This window comes from uncultured Chitinophaga sp., assembly GCF_902168175.1.
In the GTDB taxonomy this organism is placed as follows: Bacteria; Bacteroidota; Bacteroidia; order Chitinophagales; family Chitinophagaceae; genus Chitinophaga.
The window spans coordinates 41,493-62,341 of record NZ_CABHOU010000095.1 but is presented as its reverse complement, the minus strand read 5'-3'; the positions used below and the strand labels follow the sequence as shown (position 1 = coordinate 62,341).

General features: G+C 47.0%; 21 protein-coding genes. 3 read left to right on the top strand and 18 right to left on the bottom strand.

Translation table 11 applies throughout. From position 1 onward, the window contains the following. Position 1: 1 nt before the first annotated feature. The 3 genes from QZT80_RS21500 to QZT80_RS21490 are packed head-to-tail and all read right to left on the bottom strand — an operon-like array spanning position 2 to position 2,284. Complete coding sequence (locus QZT80_RS21500; RefSeq protein ID WP_295127050.1) at positions 2–739, bottom strand: type III pantothenate kinase; 738 nt, start codon at positions 737–739, stop codon at positions 2–4. A 7-nt stretch (positions 740–746) separates the two neighbouring features. Beyond that, entirely contained in the window at positions 747–1,382 is a 636-nt protein-coding gene (locus QZT80_RS21495) for an LON peptidase substrate-binding domain-containing protein (protein WP_295127047.1), read from the bottom strand. Between the two features lie 26 nt (positions 1,383–1,408). Further along, the gene (locus tag QZT80_RS21490) at positions 1,409–2,284 is read right to left on the bottom strand and encodes a glycosyltransferase family 2 protein (RefSeq protein WP_295127044.1); all 876 of its coding nucleotides are present in this window, start codon (positions 2,282–2,284) and stop codon (positions 1,409–1,411) included. A 92-nt stretch (positions 2,285–2,376) separates the two neighbouring features. Here QZT80_RS21490 and meaB point away from each other — a divergent pair, with 92 nt between their 5' ends. Both meaB and QZT80_RS21480 read left to right on the top strand, forming a co-directional pair. Beyond that, positions 2,377–3,285 carry a methylmalonyl Co-A mutase-associated GTPase MeaB gene (meaB, locus tag QZT80_RS21485; protein WP_295127041.1) on the top strand — a complete coding sequence of 303 codons (909 nt, stop codon included), beginning with the start codon at positions 2,377–2,379 and terminating at the stop codon, positions 3,283–3,285. A gap of 246 nt (positions 3,286–3,531) precedes the next feature. After that, positions 3,532–3,852 carry a multidrug efflux SMR transporter gene (locus QZT80_RS21480; RefSeq protein ID WP_295127038.1) on the top strand — a complete coding sequence of 107 codons (321 nt, stop codon included), beginning with the start codon at positions 3,532–3,534 and terminating at the stop codon, positions 3,850–3,852. Here the strand turns inward: QZT80_RS21480 and QZT80_RS21475 are convergent. Then, the gene (locus QZT80_RS21475) at positions 3,824–5,173 is read right to left on the bottom strand and encodes a chloride channel protein (RefSeq protein ID WP_295127036.1); all 1,350 of its coding nucleotides are present in this window, start codon (positions 5,171–5,173) and stop codon (positions 3,824–3,826) included. The genes QZT80_RS21480 and QZT80_RS21475 overlap by 29 nt on opposite strands. A gap of 338 nt (positions 5,174–5,511) precedes the next feature. On the opposite strand from QZT80_RS21475, the gene QZT80_RS21470 reads away from it, so the two are divergent. Further along, positions 5,512–6,096 carry a MarR family winged helix-turn-helix transcriptional regulator gene (locus QZT80_RS21470; RefSeq protein ID WP_295127033.1) on the top strand — a complete coding sequence of 195 codons (585 nt, stop codon included), beginning with the start codon at positions 5,512–5,514 and terminating at the stop codon, positions 6,094–6,096. Here the strand turns inward: QZT80_RS21470 and QZT80_RS21465 are convergent. From QZT80_RS21465 to QZT80_RS21400, 14 genes are all read right to left on the bottom strand, one after another. Next, entirely contained in the window at positions 6,093–6,323 is a 231-nt protein-coding gene (locus QZT80_RS21465) for a hypothetical protein (RefSeq protein WP_295127031.1), read from the bottom strand. The two genes, QZT80_RS21470 and QZT80_RS21465, sit on opposite strands and share 4 nt — an antisense overlap. An 18-nt stretch (positions 6,324–6,341) precedes the next feature. Then, a complete protein-coding gene (locus QZT80_RS21460) occupies positions 6,342–6,905 on the bottom strand; it encodes a DUF420 domain-containing protein (protein WP_295127028.1) in 564 nt (187 codons plus the stop codon). 51 nt (positions 6,906–6,956) lie between these two features. Then, a complete protein-coding gene (locus QZT80_RS21455) occupies positions 6,957–7,550 on the bottom strand; it encodes an SCO family protein (protein WP_295127025.1) in 594 nt (197 codons plus the stop codon). Positions 7,551–7,709: 159 nt separating this feature from the next. Next, entirely contained in the window at positions 7,710–8,105 is a 396-nt protein-coding gene (locus QZT80_RS21450; RefSeq protein WP_295127022.1) for a cytochrome C oxidase subunit IV family protein, read from the bottom strand. 62 nt (positions 8,106–8,167) lie between these two features. Continuing rightward, positions 8,168–8,845, bottom strand: coding sequence for a cytochrome c oxidase subunit 3 (locus tag QZT80_RS21445; RefSeq protein ID WP_295127019.1), 678 nt, complete (start codon positions 8,843–8,845; stop codon positions 8,168–8,170). Positions 8,846–8,889: 44 nt separating this feature from the next. Continuing rightward, complete coding sequence (locus QZT80_RS21440; RefSeq protein WP_295127016.1) at positions 8,890–9,453, bottom strand: cytochrome c oxidase subunit 3; 564 nt, start codon at positions 9,451–9,453, stop codon at positions 8,890–8,892. A 12-nt stretch (positions 9,454–9,465) separates the two neighbouring features. Continuing rightward, a complete protein-coding gene (gene cyoE / locus QZT80_RS21435) occupies positions 9,466–10,350 on the bottom strand; it encodes a heme o synthase (RefSeq protein WP_295127013.1) in 885 nt (294 codons plus the stop codon). Between the two features lie 121 nt (positions 10,351–10,471). Beyond that, entirely contained in the window at positions 10,472–12,295 is a 1,824-nt protein-coding gene (locus tag QZT80_RS21430; protein WP_295127010.1) for a cbb3-type cytochrome c oxidase subunit I, read from the bottom strand. 99 nt (positions 12,296–12,394) lie between these two features. Continuing rightward, positions 12,395–13,363, bottom strand: a complete 969-nt coding sequence (locus QZT80_RS21425; RefSeq protein WP_295127007.1) for a cytochrome c oxidase subunit II — start codon at positions 13,361–13,363, stop codon at positions 12,395–12,397. A gap of 145 nt (positions 13,364–13,508) precedes the next feature. Continuing rightward, entirely contained in the window at positions 13,509–14,717 is a 1,209-nt protein-coding gene (locus QZT80_RS21420) for a quinol:cytochrome C oxidoreductase (protein WP_295127004.1), read from the bottom strand. A gap of 43 nt (positions 14,718–14,760) precedes the next feature. Continuing rightward, positions 14,761–15,402, bottom strand: a complete 642-nt coding sequence (locus QZT80_RS21415; protein ID WP_295127001.1) for a cytochrome c — start codon at positions 15,400–15,402, stop codon at positions 14,761–14,763. A gap of 79 nt (positions 15,403–15,481) precedes the next feature. Then, on the bottom strand, positions 15,482–16,072 hold the full coding sequence (locus tag QZT80_RS21410; RefSeq protein ID WP_295126999.1) for a DUF3341 domain-containing protein: 591 nt from the start codon (positions 16,070–16,072) through the stop codon (positions 15,482–15,484). A gap of 53 nt (positions 16,073–16,125) precedes the next feature. Next, complete coding sequence (gene nrfD, locus QZT80_RS21405; protein WP_295126996.1) at positions 16,126–17,559, bottom strand: NrfD/PsrC family molybdoenzyme membrane anchor subunit; 1,434 nt, start codon at positions 17,557–17,559, stop codon at positions 16,126–16,128. Positions 17,560–17,695: 136 nt separating this feature from the next. Then, positions 17,696–20,812, bottom strand: coding sequence for a TAT-variant-translocated molybdopterin oxidoreductase (locus tag QZT80_RS21400; protein WP_295126993.1), 3,117 nt, complete (start codon positions 20,810–20,812; stop codon positions 17,696–17,698). Positions 20,813–20,849 lie beyond the last annotated feature (37 nt).

The window sequence follows — 20,849 nt, the reverse complement described above, 5'->3', positions numbered from 1 at the left end:
GCTAATTTTTTTCCAATGCATTGATTTCTAGTATTGAATTTAAACCCTCATATAACAGATAAGGGCATGCAAATATCTTATTTTTAAGACGGGAAGCAAAGAATTCCAAATTTCCCCCTGTTAAAAGGACGTTAAAGTTCCGGTATCGCGCCTGGTACAGGTTTATGATGCCATCCACTTCTTCGAGCGCGCCTTGTTGCACACCGCTGAGAATAGACTGGCGCGTATTGTAGCCGATCAGCGAATACTGAGCATCAGCAGCCACCTGGGGTAATTTGTCGGTAAAAGCATGTAAGGCCTTAAACCGCATGTCTATACCGGGACTAATCCCCCCGCCCATAAATTCCCCGTTTTTATGCAAAAAGTTATAGGTAATGGCCGATCCGGTGCCTATTACCAGGTTGTGACTGGCAGGGAACCTGCGGCTGGCGCCACAAACCAGGGCAATACGATCTACCCCCAGTGTTTCGGGCTTTTCGTAAGCCAGTTTAACCGGGAAATGTAACTGGTGACCCAGTTTCACGAACCTCGTACGACCTGCCAGCAGCGCTTCCACGGCGGGAGGGTGATTAATTACGGAGGCCAGGATAGCCCCCTGCGGCGCGTATTTGTCCAGCAGAACGGTTAATTCCTCCTCCAGTGTGTTTTCCAGGAAAAATACTTCCTCCTGTAATTTACCGTCCCGCATAACGGCGCATTTAAGGCGCGAGTTACCCAGGTCTATACACAGATTAATCATGGGCGCATTAAAAATTATCGACAGACAAACTGCGGAAATGACCGTTAAGCTTCACCCTGTCTTTGAGTTTTTCCATTTGGGCCATTAGTGGAATGGCTTTGTAGAGATGACGTTTGAGGTATTCGAGACGTTGCAGTTCATGAAAAAGATGCAGCAACTCGTATTCTTCCTCCATTGAAAGCCCGGCATGGTGCGCCATATCGTACGACAGCAACTGCTCATCTTCCTTCTTAAAATCTTTATCTACCTGCAAAATTCTGTGTAGTTCGCGCACCGCATGTAATACCTGCCTCAGCAGACTTTCATTCGATTTATAACCATTTTCGGGATAGTTAACGATAGCGCCGGAGTACAACTTACCCGGAATTTCACGCACCACTTCCAGTACACGGAACACGCGCAGGCCTTTAGTCCGGATATCCAGTTCGCCGTTCTCATATTCGTGCGCCAGGCTGCAAACCTCTACCACAGTACCAAACTCGGCTACTTTCTGGTCTATCACCACCGGGATACCGAAATTTTTCTGTTCCGCAATACATTCACGCACCAGTTCTTTGTAGCGGGGCTCAAAGATGTGGAGGTTCAGCGGTTCGCCGGGATAAACCACGGTAGCCAGCGGAAATATGGGAATGAAATTGGTCATACAGACAAAGGTAGCAAATCACGGACTTACCTCAATATCTCGTAGTTGCGATAGTCGAAGGGGCGCCATCCTGTTCTTTTTTCAACCCAGTACAGGATGCGGTCTTTAAAACCAAAACGTTTGCGGCTAATATCGTGTTCGAACTGCCAGTTAATACGGGCAATACGCTCCTGCATAAATTGCGGATGCCTGCCCGTAAAACGTTCCAGCGAATCCACCACCGAGTAGTCAAACGCCTCACCTACTTTCCGCTTTTCATACTTCTCTTTATCGTTACCATAGTAGAGACTGCGCGCATTGTTCACTTTCACCGCCTGCTTCTCCGGACTTTTCACCCATCCATAATGAGAAACGGTAGCATCTACCCGTTTTACACGCAGTTTGCGGCCTTCTTTACGAAAGCCCTGTGCGTCGCGGTAAGAGCGGATGTTTTTATCGGCGCGTATAATGCGGATCTCGTTTTTGTACCAGGTGCGGCTGTCGCCCACATAGTCGTAACTACCAAAAAAATGGCGGTATTTGAACAGCAGGCCTTCAACCTGCGGATTGCCGGCATGTTGCTCCATAGCAGCCCTGATGGCCGGGTAATCGTCCTCGTGCAACACCTCGTCTGCCTGTATATAAATAGCCCAGGTAGAAGCAGGATCTACTTCATCGAACGCTTTATCTGTTTCGATGGCCAGGATGCGGCCGCCTTCCTTAAGACTATCGTCCCAAACGGAATGTGTAATACGGATTTTGGGAGAATTGATAGACTGAATAAGTTCCAGGGTACCGTCTGTAGAATCGCCAACACTTACCACTACTTCGTCGCACAGCGGCAAAATAGAACGGATAGCTTCCAGCACGGGGTAATCGTATTTAACAGCGTTACGCACAAAGGTAAACCCTGATATTTTCATGGGAGACAGTTATATAGTCCACAAAGATGATAAAACCACATTCAAATGCCAAATAGCATTTAGGTTACCGAATTTGCGTTTACATTTGTTGTATGTCGCCTGCATACATCAACGGCCTGTTAAGTGGCCATATAAAAACGCTGGCCCGCTGCATATCCCTGGTGGAGAACGAAGCGGAAGGGTACGAGGCATTGCTGGAGCAACTGCCCGCGGCAACAACTACCCGTATTGTTGGTATTACGGGCCCTCCCGGCGCAGGCAAAAGCACATTGGTGAACGCGCTCATTTCCGAACTGCTGGACCAGCAGAAAAAGGTGGCCATCATCGCGGTGGACCCATCCAGCCCGTTTAATTTCGGCGCATTGTTAGGCGACCGGATACGCATGAGCCAGCATTTCAACAATCCGGACGTATACATTCGTTCATTAGCTACACGTGGCGCACTGGGAGGCTTAAGCCCGAAAGTGATAGAAGTGAGTGACGTGATATGTGCTGCAGGTTTCGATTACCTGTTTATCGAAACGGTAGGTGTGGGGCAAAGTGAAGTGGAGATTGCAGGCATTGCCGACAGCACCGTGGTGGTAGTAGTGCCCGAAGCCGGCGATGAAATACAAACCATGAAGGCCGGGCTAATGGAAATTGCAGATGTGTTTGTTGTAAACAAAGCCGACCGTGATAATGCAGATGAATTTGTAAAGAACCTCCGTTTATTAGCGCATAGCCGCCAAACTTCCAGTTGGGAAATACCCGTGGTGAAAACCGTGGCCACACATTCGAAGGGTGTACATGAGCTGATAGCAGCATTGGAAAAACACCAGCAACAATTGCAGGGCAGCCATGTAAGAAAATCGATGCTGATGGCAGAAAAGGCATACCAGCTTATTCAACACCGCCGTATGCGGGATGTAAATAAAAAAGCGTTGCAGCAGGATATTGCGGGTGTACTGGAACAAGGGGGCTTTAACCTGTATAAGTTTGTGAGGGAAAATTATTTTAGTTGATGACTGATGCGGTATAAACTGAACATTGCCCAATGTAGTTACTGCCGCAGAAGGGAGTGACACAACGGCGGCCCGATAGTAGTACTTCCGACCGTCCCCCCTTTATTTAAAAACCCTTACCTTTGCCTCATGTTTACTACAAACATATTCCGCTTCTACTTCATTTACGCTGCATTCAACTACGGCGGCTAATTCCCTGTTATCTTATTTTACTGTATTTATTTTACTGTTTAAATCACATGGTTTATGGCATGGATATTCCTTTTTATCGGGGGACTGTTTGAGGTATGTTTTACTATTTCGCTGAAGTATTCCGCGAACTTTACGAGGCTGTGGCCTTCGATCGCTTTCTTCATCTGTATTTCACTGAGTTTCTTTTTTCTGAACAAGGCGATCAACAATGGTTTGCCGATCGGTACATCTTATGCGGTATGGACTGGCATTGGTGCTGCGGGCACTGCTATTGCGGGCATGCTGTTATTTAAAGAACCTGCTACAGTAATGCGGCTGGTGTTTCTTGCGATGCTGATCGGTTCTATTATTGGGCTGAAGTTTGTGTCGGAGTAGTTTGTTTTTTAAGGAAGAGATACGCGGAGAAGTATGCTGCTGTACAGGCTAACGCCAATGGCAGTAAGGCATTGGGCGATCGTGTTGCTTCCAGCGCAAATACAACTGCAGCCACCCATGCACGGGAGGCACCAGCGAACATAGCAGCCATACCAATGATGGCGGCGATGTAAACGTTTAACTCTACGCCACGGAACGTGAATTGTAGCAGTGCTGTAAGTAACACACCCAAAGCCGCTCCCATTACGATAAGCGGAAATATTGAACCTCCCGGTGTGCCACTGGCTTGTGCAAATAACCAGGAGAGAAACTTAAACACAATTAATACAATGACCAGGTGAAAAGTAATGTTGCCATTAAGGATCGTGCGCGCCTGGTAATAACCCGGGCCAAATGTTGCCGGTTCAAAGTAACCTATCACACCTACTAACACAGCGCCTATAACGGGCCACCAGTAAGGCCTTAGCGACATTCTTGCAAACAGACTGTGCACAAGCCCCTCCGCCCTTACCAACAACCCCGCCATCACACCTGTTACCAATCCAACTATCGTGTAAAACAACAAATCTATTAATTGTGGTTCGGTAATAGCAGGTATTACAAACAGTGGTGCCGGACTCCAGAACATTTGCCGGAACGTTGCACCAGCAAGGGCTGCCAGCAACACCGACACACCACTAAGTAGTGAAAATTCAACCATCCATAATTCTGCCGCAAGCACTACAGCCGCTATGGGCGCACCAAAAACAAATGCAACGGCTGATGTACTGGCCGCTACCATCAATACTTTTGTTTCATTGGCTGATATATCAAAAAGCCCGCCCATCCAACGTCCTAACGCGCTGCCGGCATCCATGGCCGGACCTTCGGGCCCAAGTGGCGAACCCGTGCCCATTGCTATGATAGAAGGAAAATGTTTCAACACCTGCAGAAAACGCTGGCTGTTACTTTGCTGCAGCGGACTACCCGTAACAGTATGTCTTGTTAAGGCTAGTGATAAACGTTCCATTGCAAGTATGATTAATGCACCTGCAACTGGTACACCTATTACCCAAACGCCCAGTTCATGTTTATCCGGCCTTACAGTATCAAATGAAAATTGTCCAGTAAACGCAACGCTGCTTATCAGGCGCAATAGCCACAACATTGCCCATGCTACCCCACTGGTACACATAGCCGCAATAAGCGCCAGCACAGCAACATACAGCACTCTGTCGAGGCGGTAGCCTGTTAACGCGCGTGGTGGCGCAGTGTTTTTACCCGCTGCACCTGTGGATAATGGAATGCCGCAGTTACGCGACTTTGAAAAAAAATACTTCAAGTTTTAGTTATGCTGTGTTGTTAACCTGGGCGATTATAGCGGGCAACAACTGTTTATCATTCAAGCTTTTGTAAATATAACAAACAACGGCAACAGTGGCAAATACAGGACGGCAGCAGATTACGGCGGGGTCGTATTTATTCCGGACTAATAATTGTAACCAAAAAGTTTTGTACTTTTAGCCGTTTTTCAGACTATCTTAGCCGGTAACGTTACCCGCACGCGGCATGTATGGCCCATAAAAATTACTATTAAACAGACATCGACAAAACAACGAAACCTACTTTACTATCATGGTAAAAGAATCCATCTTTAACCCGGATCACCAAGCTGGCAGTATGCCCAGTAAGGTAGTGGCGGCAATGGAACGACTGTCGCAGGCATTCAGGGTTTTGCTATGGAATGAGGCCAAGCATCATGGAATAAGCAGCACTATTCAAATTCAGCTGCTTACCTTTCTATTGTATTACCCGGAGTCGCAACGCACCGTGACTTACCTGGCCAGTTATTTCAACATGACGAAGGCCACGATAAGCGATGCATTGAAAGCGCTTGAAAGCAAAGGACTTATACAACGCAAAGCAAGTACTACGGACACTCGCAGCCATTACCTGAGCCTCACCCGCCAGGGAAAATCTGTAGCACGAAAAGCAGAGAAATTTGCGCATCCGATGCAACAGGCAGTAATGACTATCGCTGCCACTAAACAGGTTGCATTGCTCGACCAACTCTTAAAAGTTCTTGAGGACTTAAATGACCAGGGAATTATTACGCCACAAAGTATCAGCAACAATGGCGGCTACGATGCAGTAAAGGGAAAAAACGGCAACCACCGCAACCTGGGAAAACAATCTTTGAAACACAAAGATCTGAAACTGGATTACCCTGCACTTGAGGGAAAATCGTCCGGTAAAAAGCGTTAGGCCTGCTGGCTTTTACGCTCCTGCTGGTAACTACGGTACCAACGTAAACCCAGTACAGCGATAATGGCCAGCGGCATAAATGCCAGCATCAGAATACCATTATTTAAACCTTTTGCAGGACCTTCACCAAGCTGCTGCGCCGTTTTGGTGCAGAGGGAACATTGCGCTGCCAGTTCGTTGCCAGTGGCAAGCAAAACCGTTAACGCTATCACAGCTACTCTTTTCATGCTTACAAAGTTACGCTATTAATAGTAAGGAGAAATCATGATGTATACGATTACGCCGGTTACTGCCACGTAAAACCACATGGGCCAGGTAATGCGCGAAATTCTGCGGTGCCTTGCATCATCGCCCTGAAACGCGCGAAGCAGGGAGAATAATACGAAGGGGATAATGATAGCCGCCAGGAATATGTGCGTGAGCAGTACGAAGTAATAGAAGTAACGGGTGCCTCCGACTGCAGCCTTCTCTGCCGCATCTACCACACCATTGTGGTCCATATCACCAAACAGCGTGCTGGATGCCAGAAAGTGGTAGGTGACGTACGACAACAGGAATACTGCAGATAAACCTACCGCAGAAAGATTGGCTACTTTATGCGCCTTTTTATGCCCGTTTTTGATAAAGTACAGGCTGGCCGCCAGCAGCACCGCAGTAGCAGAGTTAAGGATGGCATGGAACAAGGGAAGTATTCTTACATCGAAGCCCGGCTGGTAATTCGGGTGCGGCATCAGGAACAGTATTGCCACCAATACGGGCACGGCAATAGAAACGATGGCAATAGGAACGTTCAGATTCTTGTTCTGCATAAAAATATCTTGTGTTGCGGGATGAAAGCCTGTGGGGTATTTTAATATCGCTTAATGGTCCTGGCCGGAAAAAAGACGTTTTAACAAGCCTGGTTTCTTATGGTCTTTGGCAATATTGATGGTGGCTATATCGCCCGCCAGTTTGCCAATAGCGGTTGTATCCAAACCATTGTAGTAACCGCGGATATGCCTGTCCTTATCAAGCAGCACTAATTTTTCGGTATGCACAAAATCGTCCGGACCGCCATCGCCCTGTGTTACACTAACATAAAACTCGTTACGCGCCAGGTCATAGATCTCCTTTTTGTCGCCGGTAAGTATAAACCAGTTGTCCGGATTAATCTGGAACTTGTCTGCATATTGTTTGATAGCTGCAACCGTGTCGCGGGTAGGATCTACAGTGAGGGAGAGTATCTGTATAAGCGTATCGTTTTTAAGGAACGCGTTCTGCAGCAATTTAAGATTGGTGGTAAGTTTTGGACAAATGGTAGGGCAACTGGTGAAGAAGAAATCCACCACCACGATCTTGCCTTCCAGGTCGCTCAATTTCACTTTCTGACCAAACTGGTTGGTAAGTTCGAAATCGCGCACCTTGTGAAATACCGTATCGTAAGTAGCCTTACCGCCCTTAAAAACAGTATCCACACGCTCTGGTATGTAATACCGAGGTATGGATACTATATTTTTACTGTAATGATCTACTATCAAGTACCCTGCTAGCGGAACGAGTATGGCTAGCGCAACTCCTAATAATGCCTTTCTGCTAATGACTGAGTAGTTTATAATTACAAGAATAATCGTTTCTTAGTGGTGGCCACCATGTTGTGCAGGAGCAGCCTTCTGTTCTACTCTTGGTTTACCTGGTGAAAGGTCCTTACGCATGTTTTTCCATGAATCACCATCAGCAAGGAATGCGATGATGAACCAAACGAAAAACACCAGAGGAACCAGTACGCTCAGGATGAGGTTTTTGATCTCATGACCAAGGTGCATAAACTCGGCAACAATGTAAAATGCTTTCACGAGGGTAAGACCGATGAAGATAGAGTTCAACAACAGTTTACCAGGGAAACCTGTGCTCAGGTGAATAAAGGCCAGAACGATTTCCACAACCGTGATACCCAGCAAGATCCAGAATGTTTTCCAGATGTGAGCAGTGCCGGTGTTTTTATGTTCTGCAGTGTTATCTACGTGTGCCATGATCGAATATTTCTAAAATCTCTTATCTAAATTAATTTATCAATTTCCAGTTAAGATGCCGGTTACAGCAGGTAGAAACAGGTGAATACGAATACCCAAACCAGGTCTACAAAGTGCCAGTAAAGGCCTACTTTTTCCACCATTTCGTAGTGGCCGCGTTTTTCGTAAGTACCGCCCAGTACGTTTAAGAGGATGATGATATTCAGCACCACGCCTGAAGTTACGTGCAAACCATGGAAGCCTGTGATGGTAAAGAAGAAATCTGTAAAGTTAGAGTTCATGGCCGCAGTACCGTCTGCATTGGCGAAAGGGTTGGAACCCCACCATGCGTTGTTATGGTAAAGATGCGTCCATTCCCATGCCTGGCAACCGAGGAAAGCAGCACCACCAATGATCGTCCAGATGAGCCATTTAACAACAGCTTTCTTGTCCCTGTTATGACCGGCATGTACAGCCAGTACCATGGTTACAGAACTCATGATCAGGATGAAGGTCATCAAGCTCACGAATACCAGCGGCAGGTTCATATCGCCCATGAAAGGGAATGAATGGAACACGTGGTTCGGGTCAGGCCATGAAGTGCTGCTGAAACGAACGGTACCGTATGATATCAGTAATGCGCCGAAGGTAAAGGCATCTGATAACAGGAAGTACCACATCATCAACTTGCCATAGCTCACATTGAAGGGAGAATATCCTCCAGCCCACCATTTTTTCTTCGCTGTAACTGTTGTATCCATCTGTATTTTTTGTAGAATTTTAAACGCTTTTAATTGAATAAGTTTTATCTCGCCAGGCTCAGGAATACCAACAGGTAAATCCATAACAGGTCCACAAAATGCCAGTAAGTTGCCGCTACTTCCACCGGTACGCTGCTATAGGTGCGTATACGGGTGCGGTAAGCGCGAACGAACATTACCATTAAGGTCACCACACCACCCAGTACGTGAAGGATGTGAACGCCTACGATTACGTAGATAAAGGATGCAGAAACCGGGCCATCGAGTGGCAGGTTATGCTTCATCATATCGGCGAAACCGAGTATCTGGCAAACTGTAAAAAGAACTCCTAAAATTGCTGTTAAGGTAATAAGCTGTTTGTAACGGCTCATGTTCCTCTGTTTAAACTGACGCACCGCCAAATGAATGGTAAGGCTGCTCGCCAGTATAACCGCGGTAGAGATCCAGAAGATAGAAGGCAATTCGAATGACTGCCAGTTCGCCTGCGACCTTTTTACCACGTAAGCACTTGTAAAACCGATGAACATCATCGTAATACTACCCATGGCTATCCATAGGGAGAATTTATGCGGATGAATTTTATTTTTTTGTGCGCTCATTGTAGCCATTGTCCTCACGTTTTAACTTTTGTCCGCCAACAGCGCCAGCATTACAATGGTCAGGTAAATATAAGAACTGAACATAAGTTGCCGTGCAGAAGGCACATCACATTTTCTATACAACACGATCGCTTTATAAAGGTAGAATATGCCTGCCCCTACTACGATAATGGCCGAAACCACACCGGTAAGCTGAAGAATGAACGGCGCCAGTCCCGCAGGGATCAGCAGCAGTGCATACATGGCAGCCTGTAAAGCGGTCATCTTACTTGGTCCTTTATCGGAAGGCAACAGTTTGAAACCGGCCCGGGCGTAATCCGTATGCGCTATCCAGGCGATGGCCCAGAAGTGCGGGAACTGCCACAGGAACTGTATCGCAAACAATGCCAAGCCGCCTTCACTCAGTTCGTTAGCACCAGCAGCCCAGCCAATTAACGGTGGTAATGCTCCGGGAATAGCGCCCACCAGCACTGCCAGTGAATTCCATTTTTTCCAGGGCGTATACACAAACCCGTATAACAGCAGGGAGGCAAAGCTTAACGATGCACTTAACCAGTTAAAATTGTAGGCCATAATAAACAGCCCGAGTCCACCGGAAATAACGGCCACCGCTATCGCTTCTCCCACCGTGATCCTGCCGGCTGGCAGGGGGCGGGTAGCCGTACGGGCCATCAGTTTATCTGTGTCTCTTTCCAATATCTGGTTAATGGTGCTTGCAGCACCCGAAACCAATACTCCACCTGTAAATAATAAAAGAACTTTAACCCAGCCTACTTCATTAAACGTTATGCCAGGCACTAACAGATAACCTACTACGCTGGAGAAAACTACCATAAACGTAAGGGTAAACTTCATTAGCTGGAAGTAATCCCTCACCCTGCTTGCTAATGCATATGAAGTCGACAACTTTATGGAATTTTCTTGAACCATTGATTTTGCTATCCTCGAACCGCAACTGTTTTAAACTGCGGCCCCACTTTCTGTACGTCACCCCGGAATGATCAATGGCTCCGGGAAACCAATATGTTTAGTGTGCAGACTCGTCGGCAGAAACAGGAACTGTTTGCGGGATGAAGTCTTTTCCGTCTTTGCTATAATCATATGGCCACCTGTGAACTTCAGGAATTTCGCCAGGCCAGTTACCGTGGCCAGGATTGATTGGTGTAGTCCATTCCAGGGTAGTTGCCTGCCAAGGGTTAGTTGTTGTAACTTTTCTGCCTTTGAATATGCTGTAGAAGAAGTTGAACACGAATAACAACTGAGTAGCAAATACGATGATTACCACGAAGCTGATGAACTGGTTCAATTCGGTGAACATCTTAAATGATTCCCAGCCTGAGTAGTCGAAGTACCTTCTAGGCATACCCGCCATACCTTCGTAGTGCATTGGCCAGAAGATCAGGTAAGCACCTGCCATGGTAATCCAGAAGTGGATGAAGCCGATAGTCTGGTTCAGGTAACGGCCATACATTTTAGGGAACCAGTGGTAGATAGCCGCGAACATACCGAAGAATGCAGACACACCCATTACAATGTGGAAGTGCGCAATTACGAAGTAAGTATCGTGCAGGTGAATGTCGATAGAAGAGTTACCCAGCCAGATACCTGTAAGACCACCGGAGATGAACGTGCTAACGAAACCGATAGAGAACAGTGAACCTGGAGTGAAACGGATATTACCTTTCCAGATAGTGGTGATCCAGTTGAACACCTTGATAGCAGATGGAACCGCGATCAGCAATGTTAACAGTACGAAGAACGCACCAAGGAACGGATTAAGACCTGTTACGAACATGTGGTGAGCCCATACCAGGAACGCCAGGATAGCGATCGCGAACATGGAACCAACCATCGCCAGGTAACCGAAAATCGGTTTGCGGCTGTTAATGGCCAGTACTTCAGACACCATACCCATCGCAGGCAGGATAATGATATATACTTCCGGGTGACCAAGGAACCAGAACAAGTGCTGGTACAGGATCGCGCTACCACCTTCGTTTGGCAATACTTTACCTTTTACGAACAGTTCGCTCAGGTAGAAGCTTGTACCACCGTGACGGTCGAACAGCAGCAGGATGAAACCGGATAATAATACAGGGAAAGAAAGTACACCCAGTACAGCAGTGAAGAAGAATGACCAGATAGTCAAAGGCATCTTCGTCATGCTCATACCTTTTGTACGTAAGTTCAGAATGGTAGAGATGTAGTTAAGACCACCCAGCAACTGCGACACTACGAACAGTGCCATGCTCACCAGCCAGAGGTCCATACCGATTTTAGAACCGATAGACGCGTCACCCAGTGCGCTCAGCGGAGGATAAGCCGTCCAGCCACCAGAAGCGGGGCCGGTTTGTACGAAGAAGGAAGCCATCATTACCATGCTCGCCATAAAGAAGAACCAATAGCTAAGCATGTTCATGAAAGGCGAAGCCATATCTCGGGCGCCTACCTGCAAAGGAATAAGGAAGTTAGAGAAAGTACCGCTCAAACCGGCTGTTAACACGAAGAATACCAGGATGGTACCGTGCATGGTAACCAGTGCATAATAGGCTTGCGGTGTAATACGGCCACCTTCTGCCCAATGTCCCAAAATGCTTTCCAGCCAGGGGAAAGTAGCATCGGGATAACCGAGTTGCAAACGGAACAGTACAGAGAATAAAGCACCAATGATCGCCCAGATAATACCTGTAATCAGGAACTGTTTCGCAATCATTTTATGGTCCATACTGAACACATACTTCGAAATGAAGCTCTGTTCATGATGGTGGTCATGATCGTGCCCATTCCCATGGTGATCATCCCCGTGATGAATTACCTCATGTTGACCGTGCAAAGTTGCTTCGTTACTCATAATCAGTTCTGTTTATTATTAGCCAGCAGCGCGGTAATATTCGTTGTTGGCAATTTGTCTTTTTAAATTTTTCTTTCCGTGATTTGTTTTTACAACAGATTAGTGTGCAGCAGCTACAGTTTTAGCGGCAGTGCTGTCTGCTTTTGCAGGCTCGGCAGCCGGCGCAGGTGTTTCTGAAGCGTGCGCCAGTGAATACTGAGTTACCTGTTTAGCTAACCATGCATCATACTCTTCCTGTGTTTCCACCACGATCACACCCCTCATGGAGTAGTGACCTTCGCCACACATCTGATCGCAGGAAATTTCATATACGAAATCAGGATTGTTTGTTTTCTTCTTCATTTCCGCAGTCGTGAACTTCGGTGTGAACCAAAGCGTGGTAGGGATACCAGGCACTGCGTCCATTTTCAGGCGGAAGTGAGACAGACCAACGTCATGTACCACATCTTTAGAACCGATGATCAGTTTTACAGGTTTACCAACAACCAGGTGCATTTCGCTGGCCATGAAGTCGTCTTTGTTAAGATCGTCTGTCCAGTCCTGACCAACAGGGTTGGTAGCGTTGTTGATGTTTTTGAAGTATTTGCTGCCGAGCTGACCGTCTTTACCTGGGTAACGAACGAGCCAGTTAAACTGCTGGCCGGTAATTTCTACCACCATAGATTCTTTCGGCGCTTCTGAAGTTAAACGGAACCAGTGTTTCAAACCAAAGGCCACCAGGATGGTAAGCGCAATGGCAGGAATAACTGTCCAGATCACTTCCAGCTTGTTATTGTGCGGGAAATAAAATGCCTTACGGCCGTCCTTCTCCTGGTATTTGAACGCGAACCAGAACAGTAAGATCTGGGTGATAACGAATACGATACCGGTCAGGATCAGGGTAATCTTGATCATCTGATCAATACCCTCACCATGGTCGGACGCCGATTCGCCAAGTATCCTGTCTTTCAGGATATCGTTGCAATACCATACACCAATCAGCCCCAGGATCAGGAAGGCAACCAACAGGAAACCATTGATCCGGTTAGTTTGCTGGCGCGATTTCTTTTCCCCCTTCAAGATGGACACATATTCGCTTGCCTTCGCAATCTGAAAAATGACCACGAATATGAGGACAACAACTAAAACTGCTAAAAATCCTGACATTGCTATTTGAAATAATTAAGTTATCTAATGCTATTCGTTGTTATTATCTGTTTTCACGCTACACGCATCAGGTGTGGTGTATAATACTTTCTTTCAAATATGGATGCGTTTTCGGCGTCAGCGGAGCTTTTGCAAGCTGTGTAGCTGTTATGAATATAATTATACCCACAAAACCGAGACCAATACCTGCTTCGAACCAGGGGAATACCGGGTGACCAACGGTGGCCACAGCAACCATCTGGTAAAAATCAACCCAGTGACCTGAGATAATAATTACTGCCAGGATCGCTACCCATGTATAGTTACGCTTAGCGTCGCGTTTCATGAGAAGCAGCAAAGGCAGAATAAAGTTTACAATAAGGTTCAGGAAGAATACGAACCTGAACGGACCCTGCATACGGGGAATGAAGTAGATCGTTTCTTCAGGAATATTGGCGTACCAGATCAGCATGAACTGGGAGAACCAGAGGTAAGTCCAGAAAATGCTGAACGCAAACATGAATTTGCCAAGATCGTGCAGATGCTCTTTAGTCACATACTCAAGGTAACCATGTTTCTTCAGGTAAATCACGAACAAAGCGATCAGCGACATACCAGATACAAATGAGCTAATGAAAGTATACCAGCTATACATGGTAGAGAACCAGTGTGCATCGATGCTCATCAACCACAACCATGGAGTGGTAGAACCTACGGTGAGGGAGTACACTACGATAAAACCAGCACACCAAACAGTATTTCTCCAGATCAGGCGACGACCGGCTTCCTGGGTCATTACCCAGCTATCCTGCTCAATCGACATTTTACGCAGTTTGATAGTCAGTGCTATCCAGGCGCCGATAGTGATAACGGCAGCCACTGTAAAGAATGTTGGGTTGAGGAACGGTGCTTTGAATGTCAGGATCGGGTCGTGCTTAACGTGTTCTGCGTTCGTCCAGTGATAGATATGTTCTTTCTGTCCAAACACTAATACCATCAGGATAATAAAGGCAATAACCCCCAGCACCGGCACTACCATTGAAATAGCTTCAGGTACACGACGGAATGTAAGCTGCCATCCCCCGTGAGCCAGGGTGGTGGCGCTGATAAAGAAAGTGCTCGCCAGAACAACCATTAAGAAAAAGGTACTATTCTGCAGCAAACCTGCCCAAAAGCGTGTGTCTCCATGCTCGCCATGGAGTGCAAACAATCCGATCAATAAAGTCAGCAAGCCAACTCCCATCAGCGCGAAGCTGGTCGTTTTCAATCTTGCCGGTACTACAAATTGGTCCTTCATTACCTGTATATTAAAATACTTTTCGAAATTCAGTTTTAACAAATTACTTGGTTACAGCCGGGGCTGCAGGTGCTGCTTCAGCAGCGGGTGTTGCGGCAGCAGTGCTATCAGCAGCAGGGGCTGCGGCAGCTGGCGCGGCGCCACCGTTTTGTACGCTCTTGATGTAAGCTGCCACTTTCCAGCGTTGCTCACGGTCGAGCTGGCTGGCGTAGCTGCCCATCACGTTGTAACCATAAGTGGCTACGTGAAAAATGCGGCCTTCGCTATAACCGGTAAGTTTACCGGCAATAAAGCTTGGAGGCGCGGCAGGGTAAGGGCCATTGCCATCTTTGTACAGCGGGCCGTTACCATCAAGTTTGGAACCGTGGCAAACTGCACAATAGATGTTGAACAGGCGTTTACCTTCTTCCAGATCGGTTGCGTTAAGCGTCAGCGGATTCTTAACCAGGTTAGCCTGGGCAGTATCTTCAGCTCTTAAAGTATAAGGCAGTATTTCTCCTCTCTTCACAGTTCCTTCCACCGGCTTCATGTTAGCTACGGTTTTATTATAGAACTCATATGCACGGGAATCCACCATGTCCGGCACATAGTGCTTTCCTGGTTTCCTGTGATCTTTACTGCAAGCCGCCAGGAAAGATCCGCCTGTTAGTGCTGCTGCAATCAATATGTTGGAAGTCCTTTTCATCAGTAATTTTTTGTCTTCTCGTTGGTCTGACGTTGCGGCTTTCACCGTATTATAATTCGTTGTTTATTCCTGGTGTTGATTATGCATTTACCGTAGCGGGAGCACCGTACAAACGGCTTTCCTGATCGTAACGGCCTAACCACCAGCCTGTTTCTGCAGTTTGCTCATTAATTTCCTGAGCCCCTACACTGGCGAGGAAATTCTTGATTTCCTCTTCACCGTTTTTACCGGTCACCTCTATCGCCATTACAAACAGATCGTCTGTTTGACGGGGATGGAAGATGTGTTTCTTCACGAAAGGAGCCAGCTGGCAAAGGTAACAGAAGGTAAGCACCATGCCTACTGCTGCAAACAGTACTGTTAACTCGAACGTGATGGGAATGAATGCCGGAAGCGGAAAATGTGGTTTACCACCGATGTTCATTGGCCAGTCTGTTGTAAATACCCAGCCCATTACAGATAAAGCCGTAGTAGTACCGGTAAGTCCGTATACAAAACCCGCAGTATGCAGGCTTGTTTCACGGAGGCCCATAGCATGGTCTAAACCGTGCACTGGAAAAGGCGTATACACATCGTGGAGCTTGTATCCGGCGGCCCTAACTTTTTTAACAGCCGGGAATAATACCGCCTCGTCATCAAAACTACCTACAACAAATTTTTTAACAGCCATATAGTGAAAAATTCAAAGTTCAATTCAATTAAATCAATCCAGTTATTCCTTAATTAGTGATGGGCCTGATCGTGAGCGAAAGCCTCAACTTCCTGCTCTTCATATTTACCCATCTGGTCTTTGTAATTCTTACCGGTTGTTTTCAGTACGCTCTTGATCTCTGCTACTGCAATTACCGGGAAGTATTTAGCGAACAGGAAGAAGCAGGTAAAGAACAGGCCGAAAGTTCCTACGTAGAAACCAACTTCTGGCCAGGACGGACGATAGTAACCCCAGCTGGACGGCAGGTAATCGCGGTACAGTGAAGTACAGATGATCACGAAACGCTCGAACCACATACCGATGTTCACGATGATAGACATAATGAACGTTACCATGATGTTCCTTCTCATTTTAGCGAACCAGAACACCTGCGGAGAAATTACGTTACAGCTCATCATGATCCAGTAAGACCAGCCCAGCGGACCTGCAGCGCGGTATTTGTAGAAAGTATCGAACTCGTAAGGAACAGCACCGTACCAGGCCATGAACAGCTCAGTAAGATAAGCCACACCTACTACCGAACCTGTGAGTACAATTACCTTGTTCATCGCTTCGATGTGACCAATAGTAATATAATCTTCCAGGCCAAGTATTTTACGGGTGATGATCAGCAGTGTGTTTACCATCGCGAATCCGGAGAAGATCGCACCCGCTACGAAGTAGGGAGGGAAGATGGTAGTATGCCAACCAGGAATAACGGAGGTAGCAAAGTCAAAAGATACGATGGTGTGTACAGACAGTACCAGTGGTGTAGACAAACCTGCCAGTACCAGTGATAATGACTCGTGACGCTGCCAGTGTTTAGTGGAACCAGTCCAGCCGAAAGAGGCAACACCGTATAATAACTTGCGTAATTTAGTTTTAGCTCTGTCACGAACGGTAGCAAAGTCAGGGATCAGACCAGAATACCAGAACAGCAGTGATACAGTGAAGTAAGTAGAGATCGCAAATACGTCCCACAGCAGTGGTGAGTTAAAGTTAACCCATACAGGACCGCGGGTGTTAGGGTAAGGGAGGATGAAGAAGCCCATCCAAACACGACCCATGTGGAATATTGGGAACTGGCCCGCACACATTACCGCGAAAATCGTCATCGCTTCCGCAGCACGGTTCACACCTGTACGCCAGCCCTGACGGAAGAGTAACAGGATCGCGGAGATCAGTGTACCCGCGTGACCGATACCTACCCACCATACGAAGTTGGTGATATCATAACCCCAACCAATTGTTTTGTTCAGGTTCCACACACCTGTACCATAGTATACTTCCCAGGTTACGGAGAACGCGCCGAACGCTAACAATACGAGAGAGAGGAAAAAACCAGCATACCACAGTTTGCCAGGCTTCGCTTCAATAGGACTGATAATATCCTCAGTCACCTGGTGATAATCCTTAACCCCGTCTACTAAAGGTTCTCTCAGTGTGGATTCGTACTTTAAATGCATAGTATTCTGAGCTTTGGTCAGTTTAGCTTCTCAGCTACCCCGACTATTTAATGCAAAACTTAAACTTGGTCTTCTTTTTAATAATTCAATCTGTTCAACCTTAATTCCTCTCATGTTTCCACGAGCCGGTACCGGTTTAGTGGTGCGCTGCCTCTTTAGGTTTATGCGCCTCGCCATGTTCAGAAACTTTAGGCGCTGCGTCCTTGTTCCTGATCTTAGCCAGGTAGTTGATGTTTGGCAGTGTATGGATTTCTTCCAATACATAGAACAAACGATCTTTCTGCTCCTGGTTACGGAGTTTGAAGATGGCGCTTTCTTTATCATTTACGTTACCGAAAATGATAGAGTCGGAAGCACAAGCCTGCTGACAAGCAGTTCTTGCTTCACCGTCCTTAATCGGACGACCCGCTTTCTTAGCAGTCAGTTTAGCATCCTGCAAACGCTGCACACAGAAAGAACATTTTTCCATAGTACCACGGGCACGAACCACAACATCCGGGTTCAACACCATACGGGTAAGGCTTTCGTTCATATCGGCCACATCGTACAGGTTGTTCTCAAAGCTATCTGCACCGTTCCAGTCTCTCCAGTTAAAGCGACGAACTTTGTAAGGACAGTTGTTTGCGCAATAACGGGTACCGATACAACGGTTATATGCCATCTGGTTAATACCTTCTGCACTGTGGTTGGTAGCAGCTACCGGACAAACGTTCTCACAAGGTGCGTTGTCACAGTGCTGGCAAAGCATTGGCTGGAACACTACTTCAGGGTTGTTTTCATCACCCGCAAAGTAACGGTCGATACGCAGCCAGTGCATTTCGTGTGCTTTAATTACCTGCTCTTTACCTACAACAGAAACGTTGTTTTCTGCCTGACAGGCGATCGTACAGGCGCCACAACCGAAACAGGTGTTAAGGTCGATAGACATACCCCATTTCACACCGTTGTTCGGGATCAGGGTGCCGTGTACATCTTTATACATGGTAGCGTCCAGTGCGAAATCCTCACCATAGTGATGAAGTTTCTCACGGTCGTGGTTTACATCTTTAGGGTTCGCAATGAACTCTTCGAGTGTAGTTTCTTTAATGATCGGACGGCCTTCGTAGCTGTTATGCGTTTGAGTAAGACCCACCGCATATTTTTCACCTGTTGCTTCTACTGTAGCATCGGTAGCGAAGTAATCGAAAGTCTGACCATTAAAGCTTACAAAAGGATAAGCATTTTTACCGATGTTACCGGCTGCTTTACCGATCAGTTTTGCATCGCCGCGGCCATAACCAACTGCAATGGCGATTGTTTCAGGATGGATACCCGGAACGATCAGCAAAGGCAATTCAATAGTTTTACCGTTAGCTTTTATTCTCAGTACTTTTCTTTCTGCATTGATCTCGTAATCGTCGCCCAGTTCCTCTTTGTAGTTTTTAGCGAAAGAGTTGGACACACAAGCGTAGTTATCCCAGGTAGAACGGGTAATTGGATCGGGCATTTCCTGCAACCATGGATTGTTTGCCTCTTTACCGCTACCGATAGCTACTTTCTGGTACAGAACCAGTTCGTATTTGCCACCTTTTTTAGTGCTGATCTTGCCTGCAGCTGCTGCAGCGTCGGCAGCAAAGGTTGCTCCACCCAGTGCTGGTGCGGTAGCGGGTTCAATGATACCGTCCTGGAGTGTTTTGTTCCATTGTTCCAGGCCACCCAGTTTGGCGATCCAGAGGTTCTTCAGGTAATCTACCCATGCAGTGGTGTTGCCACTCCAGGTAAGCAGGCTGTCCTGAATAGCGCGTGTTTTGAACAACGGCGCAATGGTAGGCTGTATGAAAGAGATATAACCGGTCCTGCCTTCAGCATCACCCCAGCTTTCGAGGTAGTGGTGGTCAGGAGCCATAAATTTACAAAGCTGGCTGGTTTCGTCGAGGCGCTCGTTGAATGAAACGCTCAGACCTACTTTAGCGATACCTGATTTGAATTTATCAGCATCGAAGTAATCGTAGGCAGGGTTAACACCAGCGATGAACAGGGCACCGATAGCACCGGCGTTCATATCGTCTACCAGCTGATGCATGTCTGCATCAATACCCTGACGGATAGGGGAAGTAGTAGCCCAGTCGATCGTAGTACCGTTTGCACCCGCCAGGCTGTTGATGGCGTTTACAATGATCTGTACGTTCACATCGTTTGAACCACTTACTACCAGTGTTTTACCGTTGTTAGCCTGAATAGCTTTAGCAGCTTTCAGTACACCGGCTTTTACATTCTCGTCCAGTGCAGGCATTGCAACACCGCCACCCAGTGCTGAGTACAGCGCCAGGGCTACAGCGCCGGCCTGAGACGGACGGTGTGTAAACCTTTCGTCGGCGTTTGCACCGGTAAGGCTCATCGTGCTTTCGAACTGGAAGTGTTTGCTCATTTCCGGTTTAGCAGCATTGATCTTACGGGTAGCGCCGTATTGCCTTGTAATTTCAGCAGTGTTCAACCAGGTACCGAGGAAGTCGGCGCCCAGGCTCACTATTACTTTGGCATTTTCGAAATGGTAAGCAGGTAAAGTTCTTTTTCCGTAAGATGCTTCGTTAGCGAGCAGCATACCGGAGTAAGAAATAGTATCGTAAGTAACATGACGGCCACCTGGATATTTAGCCAGGAACTCGCTGATCACTTGTTTAGTAGTAGGGCTGATAATGGTAGAAGTAAGCAGCACAACTGGTTTGCCACCTAAACCTGCCAGTGCGGACATCACTTGTTTGTCCAGCTCTGCGAAGGTCATATCTTTTACGATGAAACCTCTTTCATTATCCTTGGTTACAGCACCCGGTACACGTACACGGGCCACATCGTACAGGCTCAGTACCGAACCTTGTACCCTTGCTGTGGTAGAACCACCGGTGATAGTAGACATTTCGTTACCTTCTATCTTGATGGGGCGACCCTCTCGGGTTTTAACCACCAGGGGAACGAAGTCACCGTCGGTTACGTACGTGGAAGCATATAAGTTAGGTACGCCAGGCGTAATTTCTTCCGGCTTGTTTACATAAGGAATCGCCTTCTTGATCGGAGTTTCACAGCTTGCTGCAATAGTTGCCGCGGCTGTAGTGAAACCCAGGTATTTCAGGAAGTCCCGTCGAGGGGTAGCGGCATTCAGCAGGCTCTCGCTCTCTTCAAACGGAAGTTCTTCTCCGAATTCGTTCTTCACAATATCCTGATGCGCAGGTGTATTGTGCAACTCCTCCAAGCCTTTCCAATACTTTTTTTGCTCCATGTTATATTAACGAGTTACGATTTTATAAATGATCGGT

Bases quoted from the DNA above. Each gene is read 5' to 3' on its own strand.
- QZT80_RS21500 (WP_295127050.1), bottom strand. From the start codon at position 739: ATGATTAATCTGTGTATAGACCTGGGTAACTCGCGCCTTAAATGCGCC.
- QZT80_RS21495 (WP_295127047.1), bottom strand. From the start codon at position 1,382: ATGACCAATTTCATTCCCATATTTCCGCTGGCTACCGTGGTTTATCCC.
- QZT80_RS21490 (WP_295127044.1), bottom strand. From the start codon at position 2,284: ATGAAAATATCAGGGTTTACCTTTGTGCGTAACGCTGTTAAATACGAT.
- meaB (WP_295127041.1), top strand. From the start codon at position 2,377: ATGTCGCCTGCATACATCAACGGCCTGTTAAGTGGCCATATAAAAACG.
- QZT80_RS21480 (WP_295127038.1), top strand. From the start codon at position 3,532: ATGGCATGGATATTCCTTTTTATCGGGGGACTGTTTGAGGTATGTTTT.
- QZT80_RS21470 (WP_295127033.1), top strand. From the start codon at position 5,512: ATGCCCAGTAAGGTAGTGGCGGCAATGGAACGACTGTCGCAGGCATTC.
- QZT80_RS21465 (WP_295127031.1), bottom strand. From the start codon at position 6,323: ATGAAAAGAGTAGCTGTGATAGCGTTAACGGTTTTGCTTGCCACTGGC.
- QZT80_RS21460 (WP_295127028.1), bottom strand. From the start codon at position 6,905: ATGCAGAACAAGAATCTGAACGTTCCTATTGCCATCGTTTCTATTGCC.
- QZT80_RS21450 (WP_295127022.1), bottom strand. From the start codon at position 8,105: ATGGCACACGTAGATAACACTGCAGAACATAAAAACACCGGCACTGCT.
- QZT80_RS21445 (WP_295127019.1), bottom strand. From the start codon at position 8,845: ATGGATACAACAGTTACAGCGAAGAAAAAATGGTGGGCTGGAGGATAT.
- QZT80_RS21440 (WP_295127016.1), bottom strand. From the start codon at position 9,453: ATGGCTACAATGAGCGCACAAAAAAATAAAATTCATCCGCATAAATTC.
- QZT80_RS21430 (WP_295127010.1), bottom strand. From the start codon at position 12,295: ATGAGTAACGAAGCAACTTTGCACGGTCAACATGAGGTAATTCATCAC.
- QZT80_RS21420 (WP_295127004.1), bottom strand. From the start codon at position 14,717: ATGAAGGACCAATTTGTAGTACCGGCAAGATTGAAAACGACCAGCTTC.
- QZT80_RS21415 (WP_295127001.1), bottom strand. From the start codon at position 15,402: ATGAAAAGGACTTCCAACATATTGATTGCAGCAGCACTAACAGGCGGA.
- QZT80_RS21410 (WP_295126999.1), bottom strand. From the start codon at position 16,072: ATGGCTGTTAAAAAATTTGTTGTAGGTAGTTTTGATGACGAGGCGGTA.
- nrfD (WP_295126996.1), bottom strand. From the start codon at position 17,559: ATGCATTTAAAGTACGAATCCACACTGAGAGAACCTTTAGTAGACGGG.
- QZT80_RS21400 (WP_295126993.1), bottom strand. From the start codon at position 20,812: ATGGAGCAAAAAAAGTATTGGAAAGGCTTGGAGGAGTTGCACAATACA.